This is a genomic window from Salinarchaeum laminariae (assembly GCF_023204835.1).
Classification (GTDB): domain Archaea; phylum Halobacteriota; class Halobacteria; order Halobacteriales; family Salinarchaeaceae; genus Salinarchaeum; species Salinarchaeum laminariae.
The window spans coordinates 2,344,819-2,363,168 of record NZ_CP096270.1; the positions used below are offsets into that span (position 1 = coordinate 2,344,819).

At 62.2% G+C, this 18,350-nt stretch carries 18 protein-coding genes; 9 read left to right on the forward strand and 9 right to left on the reverse strand.

The features are described 5' to 3' along the window. Positions 1–79 precede the first annotated feature (79 nt). Positions 80–1,510 (forward strand): DUF7289 family protein, encoded by a 1,431-nt coding sequence (locus MXF70_RS11030; RefSeq protein ID WP_445677847.1) that lies wholly within the window; start codon positions 80–82, stop codon positions 1,508–1,510. 250 nt (positions 1,511–1,760) lie between these two features. Here the strand turns inward: MXF70_RS11030 and cysS are convergent, their stop codons facing one another. Together cysS and MXF70_RS11040 are read right to left on the reverse strand one after the other, a co-directional pair. Next, the gene (gene cysS, locus MXF70_RS11035; protein ID WP_248515689.1) at positions 1,761–3,239 is read right to left on the reverse strand and encodes a cysteine--tRNA ligase; all 1,479 of its coding nucleotides are present in this window, start codon (positions 3,237–3,239) and stop codon (positions 1,761–1,763) included. 71 nt (positions 3,240–3,310) lie between these two features. Beyond that, positions 3,311–3,772, reverse strand: coding sequence for a DUF7523 family protein (locus tag MXF70_RS11040; protein ID WP_248515690.1), 462 nt, complete (start codon positions 3,770–3,772; stop codon positions 3,311–3,313). A gap of 129 nt (positions 3,773–3,901) precedes the next feature. On the opposite strand from MXF70_RS11040, the gene MXF70_RS11045 reads away from it, so the two are divergent. Then, positions 3,902–4,255, forward strand: coding sequence for a winged helix-turn-helix domain-containing protein (locus tag MXF70_RS11045; RefSeq protein ID WP_248515691.1), 354 nt, complete (start codon positions 3,902–3,904; stop codon positions 4,253–4,255). Next, entirely contained in the window at positions 4,255–4,566 is a 312-nt protein-coding gene (locus tag MXF70_RS11050) for a DUF7521 family protein (protein WP_248515692.1), read from the forward strand. Before MXF70_RS11045 ends, MXF70_RS11050 begins: the two co-directional genes overlap by 1 nt. Before the next feature lie 161 nt (positions 4,567–4,727). On the opposite strand, the gene MXF70_RS11055 is transcribed toward MXF70_RS11050, so the two are convergent. Further along, positions 4,728–5,900: a LolA family protein gene (locus tag MXF70_RS11055; protein WP_248515693.1), complete on the reverse strand. Its 1,173-nt coding sequence runs from the start codon at positions 5,898–5,900 to the stop codon at positions 4,728–4,730. Positions 5,901–6,402: 502 nt separating this feature from the next. Here MXF70_RS11055 and MXF70_RS11060 point away from each other — a divergent pair. Next, positions 6,403–7,281, forward strand: coding sequence for a CbiX/SirB N-terminal domain-containing protein (locus tag MXF70_RS11060; protein ID WP_248515694.1), 879 nt, complete (start codon positions 6,403–6,405; stop codon positions 7,279–7,281). Positions 7,282–7,375: 94 nt separating this feature from the next. Continuing rightward, a complete protein-coding gene (locus tag MXF70_RS11065) occupies positions 7,376–8,500 on the forward strand; it encodes a DR2241 family protein (protein ID WP_248515695.1) in 1,125 nt (374 codons plus the stop codon). Positions 8,501–8,541: 41 nt separating this feature from the next. On the opposite strand, the gene MXF70_RS11070 is transcribed toward MXF70_RS11065, so the two are convergent. Together MXF70_RS11070 and MXF70_RS11075 are read right to left on the reverse strand one after the other, a co-directional pair. Next, entirely contained in the window at positions 8,542–9,234 is a 693-nt protein-coding gene (locus MXF70_RS11070) for a DUF7524 family protein (protein ID WP_248515696.1), read from the reverse strand. A gap of 144 nt (positions 9,235–9,378) precedes the next feature. Next, positions 9,379–9,573, reverse strand: a complete 195-nt coding sequence (locus MXF70_RS11075; RefSeq protein WP_248515697.1) for a methytransferase partner Trm112 — start codon at positions 9,571–9,573, stop codon at positions 9,379–9,381. Positions 9,574–9,718: 145 nt separating this feature from the next. Here MXF70_RS11075 and MXF70_RS11080 point away from each other — a divergent pair, with 145 nt between their 5' ends. The 3 genes from MXF70_RS11080 to MXF70_RS11090 all read left to right on the forward strand — a co-directional run bounded on the left by MXF70_RS11080 (position 9,719) and on the right by MXF70_RS11090 (position 12,374). Beyond that, complete coding sequence (locus MXF70_RS11080; protein ID WP_248515698.1) at positions 9,719–10,408, forward strand: metal-dependent transcriptional regulator; 690 nt, start codon at positions 9,719–9,721, stop codon at positions 10,406–10,408. 75 nt (positions 10,409–10,483) lie between these two features. Beyond that, complete coding sequence (locus tag MXF70_RS11085; protein ID WP_248515699.1) at positions 10,484–11,020, forward strand: Rrf2 family transcriptional regulator; 537 nt, start codon at positions 10,484–10,486, stop codon at positions 11,018–11,020. Positions 11,021–11,219: 199 nt separating this feature from the next. Continuing rightward, complete coding sequence (locus MXF70_RS11090) at positions 11,220–12,374, forward strand: NAD(P)/FAD-dependent oxidoreductase (RefSeq protein WP_248515700.1); 1,155 nt, start codon at positions 11,220–11,222, stop codon at positions 12,372–12,374. Between the two features lie 54 nt (positions 12,375–12,428). Here the strand turns inward: MXF70_RS11090 and MXF70_RS11095 are convergent, their stop codons facing one another. After that, positions 12,429–12,899: an FAD synthase family protein gene (locus MXF70_RS11095; RefSeq protein WP_248515701.1), complete on the reverse strand. Its 471-nt coding sequence runs from the start codon at positions 12,897–12,899 to the stop codon at positions 12,429–12,431. Further along, the gene (locus MXF70_RS11100) at positions 12,896–13,399 is read right to left on the reverse strand and encodes a JAB/MPN domain protein-containing protein (protein WP_248515702.1); all 504 of its coding nucleotides are present in this window, start codon (positions 13,397–13,399) and stop codon (positions 12,896–12,898) included. The genes MXF70_RS11095 and MXF70_RS11100 overlap by 4 nt, the downstream gene beginning before the upstream one ends. A 149-nt stretch (positions 13,400–13,548) precedes the next feature. Between MXF70_RS11100 and han the strand changes: the two genes are divergently transcribed. Further along, a complete protein-coding gene (han, locus tag MXF70_RS11105; protein ID WP_259370351.1) occupies positions 13,549–15,453 on the forward strand; it encodes a Hef-associated nuclease in 1,905 nt (634 codons plus the stop codon). 46 nt (positions 15,454–15,499) lie between these two features. On the opposite strand, the gene MXF70_RS11110 is transcribed toward han, so the two are convergent. Further along, entirely contained in the window at positions 15,500–17,056 is a 1,557-nt protein-coding gene (locus tag MXF70_RS11110) for a phospholipase D-like domain-containing protein (protein WP_248515704.1), read from the reverse strand. A gap of 473 nt (positions 17,057–17,529) precedes the next feature. Then, complete coding sequence (locus MXF70_RS11115) at positions 17,530–18,324, reverse strand: 2-amino-3,7-dideoxy-D-threo-hept-6-ulosonate synthase (RefSeq protein WP_248515705.1); 795 nt, start codon at positions 18,322–18,324, stop codon at positions 17,530–17,532. Between the last annotated feature and the right edge of the window lie 26 nt (positions 18,325–18,350).

Consider the following 18,350-nt stretch of genomic DNA (forward strand, 5'->3'; position numbering starts at 1 on the left):
AGTAAATTGATGAACTATCTAGTGTTATGATTGGAGGTATATAATAACTATATGACATACGAGTTCGTTTACTCGCCATATGAATTCCCGAGGCCTGACACCGGTGCTCGGACTCGTCCTACTCCTGGGTATCACCGCCGTCGCCTCCATGGCGCTGTTTCTGGTCGGTATATCGCTCTCGGACGCCACGCAATCGTCCGCCGAGTACGAACAGGCCGAACAGTCGATGGCACAGCTGGCCGCCGCTGGTGATCGGATCGCCGCTGGAGAAAGCAGTCAGGCCGACTTCGAGATCTTGGGGACCGACTCGGGGAAGGTACGCGCAGTTAGCGATACTGGGAGGTTGAACATTACGGTCACCAACCGGACCAACGATAAGCAGCTGCTGACGATGGAGCGGTCCCTGGGTGCGATCGTCTACGAAGCGTCCGACGGCACCGAAATCGCCTATCAGGGCGGTGGCGTCTGGCGCCAGGATCCGACCGGTGGATCTTCACTCGTTCGATCTCCGGAGTTCCACTACCGGGCGAACCCCGATCCGACAATCACGTTCCCGATCGTGACTGTCGACAGCAATTTCTCGGCAACGGGCGATACGTCCGGATCGATGGTTGCATCGGAGTCCACCAACCTCTATCCTGATCAACCGAATCACTACAACCCCCTCACGGACGGAAGCGTGTTGATCCAGATCGAGAGCCAGTACTGTCAAGGGTGGGAGGAGTACTTCCGGAGCAGGACCGACGGATCAGCAGCGGAGGATTGTGACGACGGGGAGGAGGGCGTCCTCGAGATCCAGTTCAGCGTGCCCTTCGAACTCGATGGTCTAGAGAATGGTGTCTTGGTCGGAGGTGAGCACAGTGACAAAGAATTAGAAGATAATTTCGACATCGACCCAGATAAGGTTGCAGATTCGACGGACGCACCCAGTGCAACGCCGATGGTCGAGGCCAAACTCGAAGAAGCAAAAGAATCGGGGAAAGTTCTTCCAGACGACGGTGTCATCGATGAATCCGGTTTATATTACGACGACGGCAATCTTTCGAGCGGAAGTGTCACTTTCGACACATCCGACGGTGATATACAGATAGCTTCGGACCAAACGCCAATCTTCGATAGTCAATCCGACGTCGACATCATTGGCAACAACAATGTAAGCGTGTACGCGACGAGCGAAGCAGTGTCGTCCGGCGGTGGGAGTGGAGAGATCGGTACGTACGGTAAGGCTTCACAGCTCCGTCTATTCTTCCACTCTGACGTGGACCAGATTGGTGACAAGGGACAGAACACCGACTTCCACGGTCTCATCTATGCTCCAAATTCAGAGGTGAATCTCTTCAGAGGGAATAACGACGCCAGCGGGGCACTCGTCGCGGAGGATTACGACTTCGGTAACACAGAGATGGAGATTAGCTCGGAACTTCAGAATATTCAACTATACGAGACCGTCGGCGACGCACCGTTCTACTACCTCCATCTTTCCGAAACGTCGCTGCAGGTAGACGACTGACGCCCTGGGACAAATTTTCCGTAGCCGATATTCCTCGAAAACGATCTCGATTTCTACGCTGGTGACCCGTGACGGTACTATCTTCAAGAGTAGGGGCGACGTGACTGGTGGCCAGAACGTCTACTTCGACGAAGCGCTGCGGGAATCAGATATTAGCAGCGACGACACGGGCCCTGAAAGCGCGAAGAAAACCTACTTCCACATCAGCAGGGTCGACGTACAGGCCCAGAGTACAGTTTCCGTCTCGTTCCTACAGCCGGAATTCTGGCCCATCGTCCGTGTCGTGGACTTCGACACCGATTGCCTGTAGTTCGTCGCGGAGATCGTCCGCACGCCCGTAGTTGCCAGCGTCCCGCTCCTGCTCACGAAGTTCCAGAATGAGCTCCACCAGCTCTGCAGTGAGGTCGACGTGCCCGTCACCGACGTCCCCGAAGGAGAGCCCCAGGACGGATCCCCCCAGATCGTCGTACGTCTCGATCGCCGACCGAAGTCCCTGGTAATCCGCAGCGTCGTGGGCGTCGAGATGTTCGTGTATGGCCGAGGTGAGTTCCAGCAACGCAGAGAGTGCCTCTCGGGTGTTGAGGTCGTCGTCCATCGCTTGCGCGAACTGCTCTTGTGCCTCGTCAACGGCGGCACGTAGCGACTGGTCGACGCTCTTCGAGTGTGCGTCCGGAGAGTCCGCAACGCCGACAGCCCGTTGATAGCCGCGTTCCATGCGGTCGAAGCGCTCTGCAGCTTCGTCGAGCGCTGCCTCGGAGTACGTCTGCTTCTCCGAGTAGGTTGCCGAGAGGAGGTACGTTCTGACGACGTCCGTTCCGAACGTCTCGATCGCCTCGTCGACGGTGTAGAAGTTCCCGAGACTCGAGGACATCTTCTCCTCGCCAGTCTCGAGCAGACCGACGTGCAGCCAGTGGTTGGTGAAAGGCTCGCCGGTCGCCGCCTCCGCCTGAGCGATCTCGTTCTCGTTGTGGGGGAAGACGAGATCCTCGCCGGCGACGTGAACGTCGAACGTATCCGCGAGGTGGGTGGTCGACATCGCCGAGCACTCGATGTGCCAGCCTGGGCGCCCCTCTCCCCAGGGCGAGTCCCAGGTCTGGGCCGTTTCGCAGGCGTCGGCGGGATCTGCCGCGCCGTCGTGCTGATGATCGACGATCTCACCGGGCGTTACGCCGTCGGCCTTCCAGAGCGCGAAATCGGCCGGATGACGCTTCTCGGCGAGCTCGTCCTCCGGTCCCTGCGTCTCGAGTTCGTCGATCTGCTGGCCCGAGAGCTTCCCGTACTCGTCGAAGCTGGTGACGTCGAAGTAGACCGAGCCGGCTGACTCGTAGGCGTAGCCCTTCTCCACGAGCGTCTCGACCATCTCGATCACCTCGTCGACGTGCTCCGTGACGCGGGGGTAGACAGTCGCGCGTTCGAGTCGTAGCGATCGCATGTCGCGGAGGAACTCGGCGACGTAGTGACGACCGACCTCTGCCTCGCTATCGCCGTCCTCGCCCACGCGGGCGAGCACTTTCTCGTTCACGTCGGTGAAGTTCTCGACGTGGCGAACGTCGTAGCCGGAGTACTCGAGCCACCGGTGGAGGACGTCCGTGTGGAGCCAGACTCGCGCGTGGCCGAGATGTGCGGGGTCGGAGGTCGTCAGGCCACAGAGATAGAGCGTGACGGTATCCTCGATCGGCTCGAACTCCGTCGTCTCTCCAGAGAGCGTATCGTGAAGCCGCAACGTCATGGGCAGTCGTTCAGCGGGACGGCGTTTCAACGCTCCGGTCTCGTGGACCGTCCGATGGAGCGGCGCAGGCGTTACCGGGGCCCTTCGAGCGCGTCTTCCGTGACGCGGAGTGCATCCGCACCGGCACGTTGCTCTACCGCCACCACGAGAGACTCGTCCGTCAGGGTTGTCTGGAGGACCCCGATTTCTGCCGTCCGAAGCCGGCCCAGCACAGCTTCGAGCGCACGAGGATCGACGTCACCACTCGCCTCGATCGCCGTTACGTCACCACTCGCCTCGAAATCGATACCGCGAGCCGCGGTTGAATCGAGTGCGACGCCGCGGTGCAGCCGAACGCTCACGCGTCGCTGATCCTCCTGGCGTGTGTCCAGCTCGTCGGCGAACCGTCGGAGAGCGGTCGCGATGGACTCCTCGTCGCCCTCGACGTTCAGGGATCGTGCCGCGGCGCTGTAGTTGACGACACCGTCCCGAAGCGCGTCGTAGAGTGCCGGATCCGCTTTCACCGCTCGTCTGGTCCGCGCAGCAACCGACATACGGCCGAGTTCGATCGCGACGGCTCGAAAACCTTCCGACACCAGCCGCCTCCTTCCTCTTGGTCTGGCCTTCCCGCAGCCTGCGACAGTCACAGGGCATTTATACGGGACCGGTAGCGAAGGAACACCGTGACCGAGGAGTGTGACGAGTCGGAGATCCTCGCTCTCCTCGACGACGAGTACGCACGGGCGATTCTGGGGGAAACGAGTGCCCAACCCATGTCAGCAACCGAACTCAGCGACCGGTGCGACGCGTCCCGGTCGACGATATACAGGCGCATCGATCGACTCACTGACTGTGATCTCCTCGAGGAGCAGATGCAGTACGATCCGGAGGGCCACCACCGGAGCGTCTACGCATCGCGCCTCGAGGAGGTCCGCGTTCGTTTCGAGGACGCGGATCCGGTTCTGGAGGTCGAACGAGCCGAGGCGTCCGCGGAGGACCCTGCAGATCGCTTCACTCGCATGTGGGAGGGTCTCTAATGCTCGGGATGACGACGTTGCAGCTGGTGATTCTCGCGGCGTCGCTCCTCGCGACGCTCCTCGGGCTCGTCGTCGGCTACCAGGCGTACAGAGGGTTTCGTCGCCACCACAGCGCGTCGATGCGTCAGCTCTCTGCAGGTCTGTTGTTGCTCACGGCGGGCTCCTACACCCTCGCGTTCGTCGGCACCCTGCTTCTGCGGGCTGGCTACCTCGATGCGTCCCTGCAGGATCCACTGACACTGGTGGTCAGGCTGCTACAGGTCGCGGGGCTGGCACTCATCACGTACTCCCTCTACAATCGTCCCGAGTGATTTCGGCGTCCGACCGTCGTCCCGCGATCTCCCACTCGTCGTGTGCTGACTCGCCCCGCGGCTTCGTTCGCCCTACCCCTAAGCGAACTCCGTAGCGTCGGCTGCAGGCACTCCAAGGTCTGGCGAGGTGGAGAAGTGGGATACAGGCGTGGGGTCGAGCTTCAGTTGCAGCCCATGGACGCCGCGACGTCGGCTATCGATGGGCCATCTGTTGGACCAACGACCGAGTAGGTGGTGCCAGCGCACGTCCAGACGATTGCGTCGTTGGGACCGACCGAGACGCGGCGGGCGGGCTCGCCCGCGATTTCGATCTGCTCCCCGTTCGTGAGGTTCACATCGCTCTCGGTCCGCTTCGTGACGGTGATCGAGTCCGACGTTCCCGCGTACACGATCGTCAGCGATTGGCCACTCGCCGCGGGGTAGACCTCTGCGCTCTCGAACTCGTAGCCTGTCGGTACGGATGGGTCGGGGACCGTCTCGTCGGTTGCCTCCACGAGCGACGCCCGTTCGTCGAATTGCTGGAAACTCCCGTTCGGTCCGTCGACGACGGTCGTCGTCGGAGGTGCCTGGAATTCGAACGTTCCCGCGTCGATAGCTCCATTGATGGTGACGTTCGTGTAGGTCGACGTCGTGACGGTCGTCTGATTGCCGACCTCGACTGCGACGGTGGATTGCAACGGTAGATGCCACTCCGTGTCTATGTAGTACGTCGCGTTCTGGATCAGACTCTTCTCGTCGGTCGAGTCGAGGTCGACGACGCGCACTTCGCGGCCGTCGACGGTGTCCATGCCAGCGTTCGTGACGGTGACGTTGTCGCCGACTGGAAGTATCATCGAGGGCTGACCCGCGTTCGAGCCAGTGCCCGTCGAGGGGACCGTCGGTGCGGGGGAGATCCCGATCTGGCCATCAGTGTTCGTATCGCCATCGTCGAGACGATTGTAGATGGTGCTCACCGTATCGACGGTGCGATTGATCGCGGTTGCGTTGATCGCCGGTCGGTCGATGTACTGGAGCGTATTCGAACTGGGATCGTAGAACTGCATCGCCGATTCGTTCATCACGACCGTCATCCCTTCGGCTGGCCCATCGATTACAGACGATCGATAGTGCCCAGTATCGAACTCTCGAACGAGGTGCGTGCGCACCGTCGTTTCGTTGCCATCGACCGTGGTCTCCGTGACGACCTCCGCTTCGAGCGTCTCGATAGATGCGAGCTGGTCGCGGACCTGCGGTTCGTCCGGATACGTGGTGTCCTGGGACGTGAAGCTACAGCCAGCGAGCGTGACCCCGCCGAGGACGACGAGCGCGAGAAGGACGTGGCGGGCAGTGAGCAATGTTACTCGTCATTCGTCGCGGGAACAACCATAAATCGTACTATACCGAGTGAAACGATCGCACGAAACGATCCGACATTTTCTCCACCGGACGGATTCAGCCTGGCAGTGTCGATCCATCACCGCTCTTCCCAGAGTCGATACACTCGTCGGTCAGGAGGGCCGACCGGCGCCAGAGGGACTGCATTCGAACAGTCGTCTCCGCCCCACTTCAACCGGACACGACTGTTGCAGACCCTGCAAACCGTCCCTCCGCCTCACTCGTCCCGCTCAGTGCCACTCCTCACTGTCGTTCACTCTGTGCATCCTCGCTGCAATGCCTCGCCGTCCTTTGCCTCTCTTCTCACCCGCCATCCCCTCTGTCCTCGTTCTCTCTATCCGTATTCAACAGAACTCTCTATCTCTCTCCACCGAAAAATCCCCTTTAAGCACGCGAGGCTCCATCGGTGCAAAAGCGTCGCCGGACGAAGGGCTGAAAGCCACCCGTCACCACTGATTGGGTATGCAGGCACTCGTGATCGTCGCCCACGGCTCGCATCTCAACCCTGAATCGAGTGCGCCGACGTTTGCCCACGCGGATACGATCCGCGCGACCAGCGCCTTCGACGAGGTTCGCGAAGCGTTCTGGAAGGAAGAGCCTCACTTCAGGGAAGCGCTCCGGACGGTCGCAGCCGACGAGGTGTTCGTCGTTCCACTGTTCATCAGCGAGGGCTACTTCACAGAAGAGGTGATCCCCAGGGAGCTGCGTCTCGAGGGATGGGACGTCACCGACTGGGAATCCGGCGACGGCGTCAGCGCGAGCCACGCGACCTACACTGCAGACGACGTGGAGAAGCGAGTCCACTACGCCGGGCCAGCCGGCACCCACGACGCGATGTCCGACGTCATCGTCCGCAGGGCCGAATCAGTGAGCGGCGATCCGGACGTCGGCGAAGGGTTCGGACTCGCGGTGGTCGGTCACGGGACCAAGCGCAACGAGCACTCCGCGAGGGCGATCGAGTACCACGCCGATCGCATCCGCGAGCGGGGCCGATTCGACGAGGTCGAGGCGCTGTTCATGGACGAGGAGCCGGAGGTCGACGACGTAACGGAGTACTTCGATAGCGACGACGTAGTCGTCGTTCCACTGTTCGTCGCCGACGGCTACCACACCCAGGAGGACATCCCCGAGGATATGGGGTTGACCGAGGATTATCGCGAGGGCTGGGAGACGCCGGCAACAGTCGACGGCCAACAGATCTGGTATGCTGGCGCCGTCGGTACCGAACCGCTCATGGCGGACGTACTTCTCGAGCGTGCGGCTGATGCTGGCGCTGACGTCGGTGATGCGATCGAGCAAGTACGTGAGGGGACACGAGTCTCCGGCCCCGCTGACGACTGAGTACTGGCCAACCGCCCGGTTTTCTCGACACCAGAGCGGTTGTTCGACCGCCGGAAGCGCCCCACTTTTCTCTCGCCGGTGCGATCGGCCGCATATGGAGGACGCACAGCTGGACGCCTTCGTCGCGGCCGCCGAGGACGGGGTCGATTGCGATGGTCTTGTTGCAGCGAGGCGGTCAGGGGGCGACGGTCAGAACGAGGCCGCCGGCGAGTACGTCTTCGCGGTCGATGGCGACCGCCGTGACAATCTCGACGAATCGACGTTCCGATCACTCGCGTCGGACCACTCCAGCTACGGCGGAAACTGGTATTTCTGGGAGCGAGGCGTCCCACCCGGAGACGACCGGGTGGCGTTCCTGCGGTGGTTGGAAGGCACCGACACCACCCAACTGCCGGAGCGGCTGGACCGACTCGAATCGGGAGTTCACGCGACGTGGGGCCAACTGCACGTCACGGTCTCTCTCGATCCCGACGGTGACGCTGGCGAGTACAGTCGGCAGTACGCCCTGTGTCACGCAGACGACGTGACCAGTGACGGGGCTGATCTCACCGAGTATCACGATCCACTCGACGCTCGCGAGCTCTCCAAACTGGACGAGGACGGTCGCTATCGCCCTCTGAAGACGGCTCCGACGCTCCAGCGCGGGTGGCATTTCCCCGACCTGGGGCCACACGAACTCGTTCGCGCGGTGGAGTGTTTCTACCCCGCGACGATTCCGAACTGGTACCGAGAGGGCGAAGGCGATCTCGATATCGACAACTGGCGGGACACAGCCGAGCGACAGACCGGCATCTACGAGGTCGTCGAGGAGCTTCCACGGGAGGCCGTCGAATGGGTCGCTCAGGCCTGCTGCGTGGACTCACAGTGTCTCAAACGCCGCGAGTGGGAGTACGACGATGACGAGGAGCTCGCCGCGCCAGCGGGCGACGGCGAGTTCCCCTGCCGTGAGCCCTGTTCGCTCGTGGTCGCGGCCGCGCGAAAGTGGACGATTCTGGAGGGCGAATCCGAGCGAACCTACGAGTTCGAACTCACGCCCAGTGAGAAAAACCAGCTCGAGGAGCTGATCGACGCCGTCGCGGACGGTCGCGTCGACGACGTTCGGGAGGCCGACGTCGGCGACGGGGCGAACCGTTACCGGGCCCGATATCTCAGAGCGAAACGCTTCGACGAGGACGGCAATCTCTGTGGCGTCGAGACGACGAACGGAGACGGGGAGTAAATTTTACCCAGAGATCGTCGGTGGCACGTCGCATGAGTGCGTTATCGTCGAATTAGCATGGCAACTGTGCCGACGACGGTAGCCAGGACGACGATCACGGCGAGCCGGACGACTGCCCCGTCGACGAACTGCCACGCACCGATCGCGATGAGTACCGCCAGGAGAGAAAGTCCAGCTAGCAGACCTGTCCCGGCATCCAGACGAGGGGTTAGTGAATCGACCACGGCGCTGGTCGTCTCCTCGACCGTCGTCACCACTCCCCCGACAGCGTGCGTAGACTCTTCGTCGCTGCCCTGTTCAGCGACCTCTGTGGAGCCAGCGGTCGATGCGGCCGGTGCGGGTGAGTTACTGGTCGCTCCCTTGCTTTCCGTATCAGCAGGATCGCGTTCGATCGGGCTCGTCGGAACGGAGGAAGACTCTCGAACGAGCACGCCAATCGTGACGGACTCCCTGCCGTAACCAGTCGAGAGCTCGAGAGTTCCCCGCGCTGGCCGGAGGTCCGTCCGAACGTCGACTGGAATCTCGACGACTTCCTCTGGTTCGAGGAATGGGTTTCCCTCCGCCACCGTCGCAGTGCTCGCCAGGTCACCAGCGATCGAGCAGTGAATGTGACTCCCTTCGCCGTGGTTCTGGACGCGCACCACGAACGGTCCGTCGGTCTCGATGCTGTCGCTCGCGGGCTCGATCGCGTGATGTTCCGAGCGGTTGAGGTGAACCACGAGCGCGTCTGTCACGGGGCATACTGCTCAGGCAGCGGGCAAAAAGGTTCGCCGCGTTCGCGGGCGTCGGTGAGATTCAAAAATCGATCCAGAACCCCAACATCGGAACGGGCCTATCTGCCGATCGCACGTCGACGATCGAAGAACCGAGTCGGACGTTCAGGAGGGAGCTTCTTCCCGCATGTCCGGCGGGAGCAGGTTCGCGATGCCCTCGTCGATCTCGTAGGTCTCGCCACAGTCGGTGCAGGTGAGGGTTCCATCGAGAATCTCCTCGCCGTCCTGCTCCTCGACGTCCAGATCGAGCTCCGCCTTGTCAAGCGGACATCGGAGAATGTCGAGCGTCGATTGCTTCACCGCAGGTCACCCCGTGTCATACAGTGTACTCCACGGGGGACTCAAAAAAGCGTGACGGGTCGATGCCCGCGAACGGACGGGGATCGGGGATGGCCAGCGGGTGAACGATCGGCAGGTATAGAAGACGGCCGACCCAACTCGGCGCATGATGCTGAGCGACGTCATGGAGGACTACCTCAAGGCGATCTACTACCTCCAGGGCGAGGACGAGGAGGAGCGTATCCGAACCTCCGAGATCGCCGAGCATCTCGACGTGACGTCGCCGACGGTCACAAGCATGCTCGAGAAGCTCGAAGAGCGCGGTCTCGTCGACCGCGAAAAGTACGAGGGCGTCCGACTCACCGAAGAAGGCGAGACGGTCGCACTCGAGGTGCTTCGACACCACCGGCTGCTCGAAGCGTATCTCACCGAACACCTCGATTACGATTGGAGCGAAGTCCACGACGAAGCCGACCGCCTCGAACACCACATCTCTGAGAAGTTCGAACGACGTCTCGCGGAGCTCCTCGACGACCCAAAGGTCGACCCCCACGGCGATCCAATTCCGAACGAGCAGCTCGATCCACCGCCCGCCGACGAGGGGGTCCCGCTGACCGAGTTCGAGACAGAGGATCGCGTCGCCGTTGCGCGCATCGAGGACGGCGACCCGGAGATACTCCGGTATCTCGCTGACCGCGGTATCGAGCCAGGAGCAGTGCTCGAGCTTACCGACGTTGCACCGTTCGGCGTCGTAACGGTTCGGGCTGCTGCACAAGCTGAGACCTGTGCACTGCCGCAGGAGGTCGCCCAGGAAGTACTCGTGACGGCAGTTTCAGCGGAACTCGAGCGTGCCTGATCCGACGAATCGCCCGATGCGACGTTCGAGGACGGTACCCACGGTTTTAAGGAAATCTACGAGCAAAGATTGTGCATGTCATCGATCGAGCTAACTCCCAGCCAAAAGACGATTCTGACCGCACTGGTCAACCTCTACGGTGAGGAATCCGAGAATGCGGTCAAGGGGGAGCAGATCGCCGAGGAAGTCGATCGCAACCCCGGGACGATTCGGAACCAGATGCAGAGCCTCAAAGCACTCCAGCTCGTCGAGGGCGTTCCCGGTCCGAAAGGCGGGTACAAACCAACACCGACGGCGTACGAGGCCCTCGACGTCCAGCAGATGGACGACGCAGCGAGCGTCCCTCTCTTCCACGAAGGTGAGCTACTCGAAGGTGCGACCGTCGAAGAGATCGACCTCAACAGCGTCCATCACCCCGAACTCTGCCGCGCAGAGATCCACCTGCAGGGGTCGATCCGCGGAATCGACGAGGGCGATCAGGTAATCGTCGGCCCGACCCCGCTCTCGAAGCTGCAAGTCACAGGCACCGTGGACGGAAAAGACGACAGCGCGAATATCCTCATCTTGCGAATCGACGACATGGTGGCCCCATCCGAAGAGCCGTCCCACTGAATTCAGGCTCGACCTGGCCGTTCGTCGTTCGGGATACGTTGATTCGTTCGCCCACGAAGGAACGATTCACCAACGGCAGGTAGCGATCGCCGATTTCCTCGGACCATCTGGTCTGTCACGAACAGTGATGGACGTGAATTGATGGCACGCAGGCGTGCGATTCGCAGGGTTTGTATCGGGGCATCGCGGAATACCGCACATGTCAGCGACGGTCGCCGTGCTCGGCGCAGGGTATGCGGGTGCCGGCGCGGTGCAACGTCTCGAGTCGGAGCTCGACGATGTGGATCTCGTCTGGATTTCAGATACGGACTACCATCTCGTTCTTCACGAGTCCCATCGCTGTATCCGTGATCCCGAGGTTCAGGATTCCATCGTCATCCCAATCGACGAAGTGAAGTCGCCGTCGACGACGTTCGTCCACAGCGAAGTGACCGGGCTCGACACCGATGCCCAGCTCGTCGAACTCGGCGACGCGGACGACGTCGAGTACGATTACGTACTCGTTGCGATCGGCAGTGCGACCGCATTCTACGGCATTCCCGGTCTCGCCGAGCACTCACACACGCTCAAGAGTCTCGACGACGCCCTCAGCATCCACGATGACGTGGCAGCGGCGGCCGCCGATGCGACCCACGACGATCCAGCAACCGTCGTCGTCGGTGGGGCCGGCCTCTCCGGTATTCAGACCGCGGGTGAGGTCGCAGAGTATCGCGACGAACACGACGCGCCCATCGACATCGTCCTCGTCGAGGCGCTCGACGAGATCTTCCCTGGACAGGATCCATCGATCCAGAGGGCCCTCCGGAAGCGCCTCGAGGCGCGTGGTATCGAAATCCTCACCGGCGACCCGATCACCGAAGCAACCGACGAAGCCGTGATTTTCGAAGAGGGCGACGACCTCCACTTCGACGTGCTGGTGTGGACCGGCGGGATCAGTGGCCGCGATGCGATGGAGGACTCTGGGCTCGACAACGAGCACAACCGACTTACCGCAGACGACACGTTCCAGACCTCTGACGATCGCGTCTTCGCTATCGGTGACTCCGCACTGGTCGCACAGGACGACGACGTGGCGCCACCAACGGCGCAGGCAGCCTGGCAGGCCGCAGAGGTCGCCGGTGTGAATCTGGCCCGGACGATCGAGGGCCGGCCGCTCAAATCCTGGCGGTACGACGACAAGGGGACCGTCGTCTCGATCGGCGAGGACGCTGTCGCCCACGACGTCGACGTCGTGCCCTTCTTCGACACCTTCGGCTCCGTCCCGGCTCGCCTGCTGAAGAAGACGATCGCGGCGCGCTGGATCAAGGACGTCACCTCCTGGCGGCGTGCGAAAGCCGCCTGGCCCGACCTCTGAGGCGGCAGCCTCGGGGCTGGTCGTTACAATAAACTGAAAAACGAATCCGGTCGTTCAGGACCGATCGCGGAGGATTTTGTCGATAATTCGCCCAGTAGAGAGAAGTTCGTCGTCGCCAGATTCAGGGCGAGCGGACGCTCTACGAAGCTCACAATCGATACCGCGTTCTGCGAGTGCGTCTGCAAGTGCGTCCTCGTCGTGGTGCTGGTCGTGGCCCAGCACGATCAGATCCGGATCGATATCTTCGATCGGGACGAAGATGTCGTCGGAATCGCCGAGACGTGCCTCATCGACCACCGAGAGCGCGCCGATCACGTCCCGGCGCTGCTGTTCTGGAACGATCGGCGTCGGCTTGTGGGAGACGTTGGCGTCCCGGGCGACGATGACGTGGAGTTCGTCGCCGAAGCTCGCAGCTTCTTCGAGGTAGTGAACGTGGCCAGTGTGGAGGATGTCGAAGGTTCCCTGTGCGACGACCGTTGTATCTCCACTGGTATCGTCGCCGGGGATCGCGTCGGCGTCGGTCACTGGTGCTCACCTGCGGTTCGGTCGAGGTCAGCCTGATCGAAGTGGAAGAAATCGTCGCCTTCGGGGAGTTCGACGTCGATTACGTCGAGTGGTCGACGCTGCCCCTCCTCGTCGAAGGCTTGCCAGTCGGTGCGTCGGTACGGCGCGCCGATGATGATGTGGACGTCGCCGCGCGTGAACGTCGCGAGGTCCTCTGCGCTTGGCTGGAGAACGCCGTTTGGATGCGAGTGGACGGATCCGACTGCAGACCGGTCATTCGGGATCATGTTGGTCTTCACAGTAGCACTGACCGAGTTGGATTTCGTCCCCGGGATGACGAGCACGTCGGTGATCACGATCCCGTCTCGCTCGAGGCCGAGATCGTGGGCTTCCGTGCCCCGGAGAAACGCCATATACTCGTTCGGATGGGCGTCTTCGCTCGCTTCGAGTGCAAACTCCAGCGTTTCCTCGGCGATACCGAGAAGGTCACTGGAACGAAACAGCCTGCCGAAGAGGCCCATAATCAAAATCGGAGCCTGTGACTGCTAAACGTTCCGGAATCAGCACATTGGCGATCGCACCCTGGCGCGCCCCTCCTGCACCAGGAATCGGCGGGGTTCGCGGGCCTGCGGCCGATCCCAAAGGGGTTAACCGTCGGCCAAGCGAACCAATGTTCAACATGAGCGACTCTGACGTTGCGTCCGTCGTCTACGATCTCGACCCTGCCTGCTCGGTCGATGACGTCCAGTCCGGCCGCCCCTACCTTGCGACCGTCAACGGCGTCGTCAAGTACGGCGTGTTCGTCGACCTCACCGAGTCCGTCTCCGGCCTCGTACACGAATCCGCACTTGCGGACAGCTACGAAGTCGGCGACGACCTCGTGGTCGAGCTCGACGAGCGAAAGGCGAACGGCGATCTCGCCTTCGTCCCCGCCGGAATCGAGCCGATCGGCGCGACGCTCGAACGCGTCACGCCCGACTACGACGTCATCACCACAGGCCAACTCGAGACGTATCTCGAGACGACGATCCAGCTCGAGGCCGAGATCGCCCAGGTCCGACAGACTGGTGGCCCGACGATCTTCCAGCTTCTCGACGGCCATGGGATCGTCCCTGCGGCTGCGTTCGAATCTGCTGGCGTTCGGGCATACCCCGAAGTCGACGTCGGCGACGTCGTTCGAGTGATCGGCTCGGTCGAGCGCCACGAGGAGAGTCTCCAGCTCGAAATCGACGAGCTGACCGTACTCGAAAGCCAGGAGGCAGCTGAGACGCAGGCGACCATCGACGACGCCGTCGCAGAGCGAGCAGCTCCAAACGACGTCGATCCACTGGTCGAGTGGAGCGCACTCGACGAGATGTGGCCGGAGCTCGAGCGTGTTGCAACCTTGCTCCGCAAGTCGATCCTCGAGGGTCGCCCAGTGAGCGTTCGTCACCACGCGGACGGTGACGGAATGTGTGCAAGCGTGCCTCTCCAGCGAGCTCTCGAACGGTTCGTCGCCGACGTGAGCGAGGATCCCGAGGCGCCAGACCACGCGATCCGTCGGCTGCCAAGCAAGGCACCGTTCTACGAACTCGAAGACGCCACGCGCGATCTCACGCAGGCGCTGGAGGATCGCGCTCGCCACGGGCAGAAACTCCCACTCGTCTGCATGCTCGACAACGGATCGACCGAGGAGGACGTTCCGTCCTACGAAACACTCGAGCATTACGACGTCCCGATCGTCGTCGTCGACCACCACCATCCAGATCCCGACGCAGTCGCCCATCTCGTCGAGGAGCACGTCAACCCGTACCTCCACGGTGAGGACTACGCCGTCACCACCGGGATGCTCTGCGTCGAACTGGCACGAATGGTCGATCCCGAACCCCAGGAGACGACCGACGAACTCGCTCACGTCCCAGCTGTCGCTGGCCTCTGTGACCGATCGGACGCCGACGCGATGGCAGATTACATCGACCTCGCCGACGAATCGGGCTACGACGAAGATGATCTCCGGGACGTCGGCGAGGCTCTGGACTACACCGCTCACTGGCTGCGCTACGACGACGGCCGACACCTCGTGGACGACGTGTTGAACGTCGGCTGTGACGATCCCGAGCGTCACGAGGAACTCGTTGACCTCCTCGCCGAGCGCTCGCGCGAAGCGATCGACACACAACTGGACGCTGCACTTCCCCACGTCGAGTCCGAAGATCTCGAGAACGGCGCCTCGCTCTACCGAATCGACGTGGAGAATCACGCGCACCGCTTCACTTACCCGGCCCCCGGCAAGACCACCGGCGCCGTCCACGACCACATGGTCGAGGAACATGGTGAACCCGCGATCTCGATCGGCTTCGGTCCAGACTTTGCCGTTCTCCGGTCCGACGGCGTCCGACTCGACATACCGGAGATGGTGAGCGAACTCACCGACGATATCGTCGGCGGTGGCGTCTCTGGCGGTGGTCACCTCGTCGTCGGGTCGATCAAGTACGTCGAGGGACGCCGCGAAGAAGTGCTCGACTCCCTCGTCGAGAAGATGGCGGCGGCGGAGATCGACGAAGATCTCGGAACGACCACGACGGCGATCGAGTAACGATCGTCGGTCGGTTCGCCTCACTGTTTCTGCTGTGGCTGCGTCTCTACGCCGCCCATCTGATTCGAGCGACAGCGAGTAGCGCGAGCGCGACCCAGAGGACGCAGACTGCAACGACGATCCCCGTCGGCACTGGCCACAGCGGTTCGTCTCTCGCGTCGGCGTCGAACACCGCTGTGTAGTAGGCTGCGATCTCCTCTCCGGTAAGCACCAGTACGACTTCTCGATTTTCTTCGTACGCTGCAGGGTTCCAGTTCAAGCTCCCGAGCACGACGTGGCGTTCGTCGACGATCGCGACCTTCGCGTGGACTTTCGAGAATCGACCGCGTGGATCGACGAGTTTCGCATCGATGGGTAGGGCATCCCGTTCGGCGAGACGGTCGATTGCTGTGACGAGGGCCCGATTCTCAGCAACGGCGTAGTTGGCGCTGCTCAACAGTACCTCGACGTCGGTTCCGTTGCGTGCCGCGTCGATCGCTGCCTGGAGGAGCGGGTCGTCGATTCCCTCGATTCCCATCTGCTGGATCCGAATCGAGTCGTTCGCCGATCTGAGCAACGTCTCGACGTTCGAGCGTGCGTTGTCCGGTGCGACGAGTAGCTCGGCCTGCTGGAGAGGGACGTCTTTGGGCGTGAAATGCGTGGGATACGTTTGGGTGCTCGATCCGCCTGGAACCGGATCGATCGACGATCTGTGGTCTGTCCAGTCGACTGCGCCAGGGCCCGTTCGATCCGCGTGGAACAACGATGCCAGTTCGGTTGCGGTCTCGCCGCCCTCGACGACGACGCCCCAGCCGCGACTCGAGTGGCCACCGGTCCCAGCCGGTTTGAAATTCTCCGTGAGCACGAGTGCGCTATCGTCGACGACGACGTACTTCGCGTGATGAACGCCGAAGGGATCCTTTGGACCAGCGAGGACCGTCACTTGCACGCCGGCGTTCCTCAGCCTGTCGAGTGCGTCCGCTTGCTGTTGACTCACGCCACCGACCGGAGACCCCTCGAGGAGCACGCGAACCGTGACCCCACTGCTCTCTGCGTCTAGCAGCGCCTCGAGGACTCGATCCGACGTGAGCGTATATCCTCCGAGCAGGATTCGCTGCTCAGCAGCCCGGAGTTGGCTCTCGACGACGGCTGGTGCGTCTGGCAAGACGAACGCGGTTGCTCGATCTGGCTCGGTCGTGACGGGATCGAGAGAGGTCGTGCCCGGCACGCGCCACTGCCATCCGTCGTCAGTCAGCGCATAGCGTTCACCCTCAGGAGCATCGTCGTAGCTGGTCGCAGCGACCGCGCTCCCGTCGGTTCGACGTAGCTCGAGGGCGTCGCCACCGTTGGCCAGTTGGAGCTGGCCACCGAGTGGGTGAACTGGGACGGACTCGTTCAGTTCGACCGCTTCAGGCTCCGGTGACAATACGACGCGATCCTCGAGCGTTGCAGCCGGAAGCGATGCCACGGCGCCTGCGTCGTCGACGAGCGTCCAGCCTGTGGTGTTGGTTGGATGGGGAAACTCGACGACGACGTACTCGCCAGCGTCCTCGTCGGCGTACGGATTCGCAACGAAGCCGACGAGTGACGGTTCAGATGCGTCGCTCTGGCCCGAGTCGGGCAATCCCGTGACATTCGCTTTGGGAGGGGGCGATCCGACACCAGTTGCAGCTGTCAGTGCGTCTCCCGACTGTGACGAGAGTTGGCCGCTCTCCGTGGTGGTTGCGACTGCACTGGCCGGTGTTACCGTAGCAGTCAGAAGTAGCACGGTGACGACGAGGGAGGCCCTTCGCACGACGGAGTCTGGTCGCGGCATCGTACCTAAAGTTGTAGTGGAGGATCACCGTCGCACGTATCGCCGGTGCCGATGGGGAGAACAGATTGCGACAATCGACTGATACGTCCGATATGGACTGATCTAGTCGTAGAGCGATCTGTGAGGCCGAAGACGGATGGTGCCGGTACGAAACGGGTTCGACAGACCGACACTATTGGTTCAGAATCGGACTGAATCGGACCTGGATGCCGACTGCAATCGAACTCACCAGCAGTCAACCGACTGCGGTCGTGTCGTTGAGCAGGAGAGGGTCGTGCCGATCAGGCTTCGACGGCCAGACCGGACAGTTCGAGCGCCTCGTCGACGGAGGCGTCGTCGTGAACTACTGCCGCGATGGCACGCGTAATGGCTTCGGGATCATCGTGCTGGAAGATCGATCGGCCCATCGACACGCCCGCGCCACCAGCGTCGACCGTGCCCCGGACCATCTCGATGGTCTCGCGATCGCTTCCCTTGGAGCCGCCAGCGATGACGACCGGCAGGCGCGTCGAGTCGATCACGTGCTGGAAACTCTCCGGATCGCCGCTGTAGGCCGTCTTTACGATGTCTGCGCCCGTTTCCTCGGCGAGCCGTGCGGCGTGACCCAGCGACTCCGCGTCCTGCTCGTCGATGCCCGGCCCACGGGCGTAGGCCATCGCGAGTACCGGAATACCGTACTCCGAGGCCTCTCCGGTGAGTTCTGCGAGTTCGGTGAGCTGTGCCGGTTCGTACTCGCTCCCCACGTTGATGTGAAAGGAGACGGCGTCCGCGCCGGCGCGAATGGCTTCCTTCACCGTGCCAGTCTGGCGTTTGTCCGATTCGTCAGGACCGATCGTCGTCGATCCGTTGAGGTGAACGATGTAGCCGGCGCCGTTCTTGTTCGGATGTACGCGGGGTGCGATTCCCTTCTGGGTCAACACTGCGTCCGCTCCCCCGCTCGTGATCGCGTCGATGGTCGATTCGATCGTTTTCAGTCCCTGTACTGCACCGATCGTGAGCCCGTGGTCCATCGGGACGATCAGGTAGCTGCCGTCGGTGCCGATGCGCGAGAGTCGCGCTGTCGTTCCAGTTGTCATGCTCGAAAGGCGTGTGTGGTCGTGTG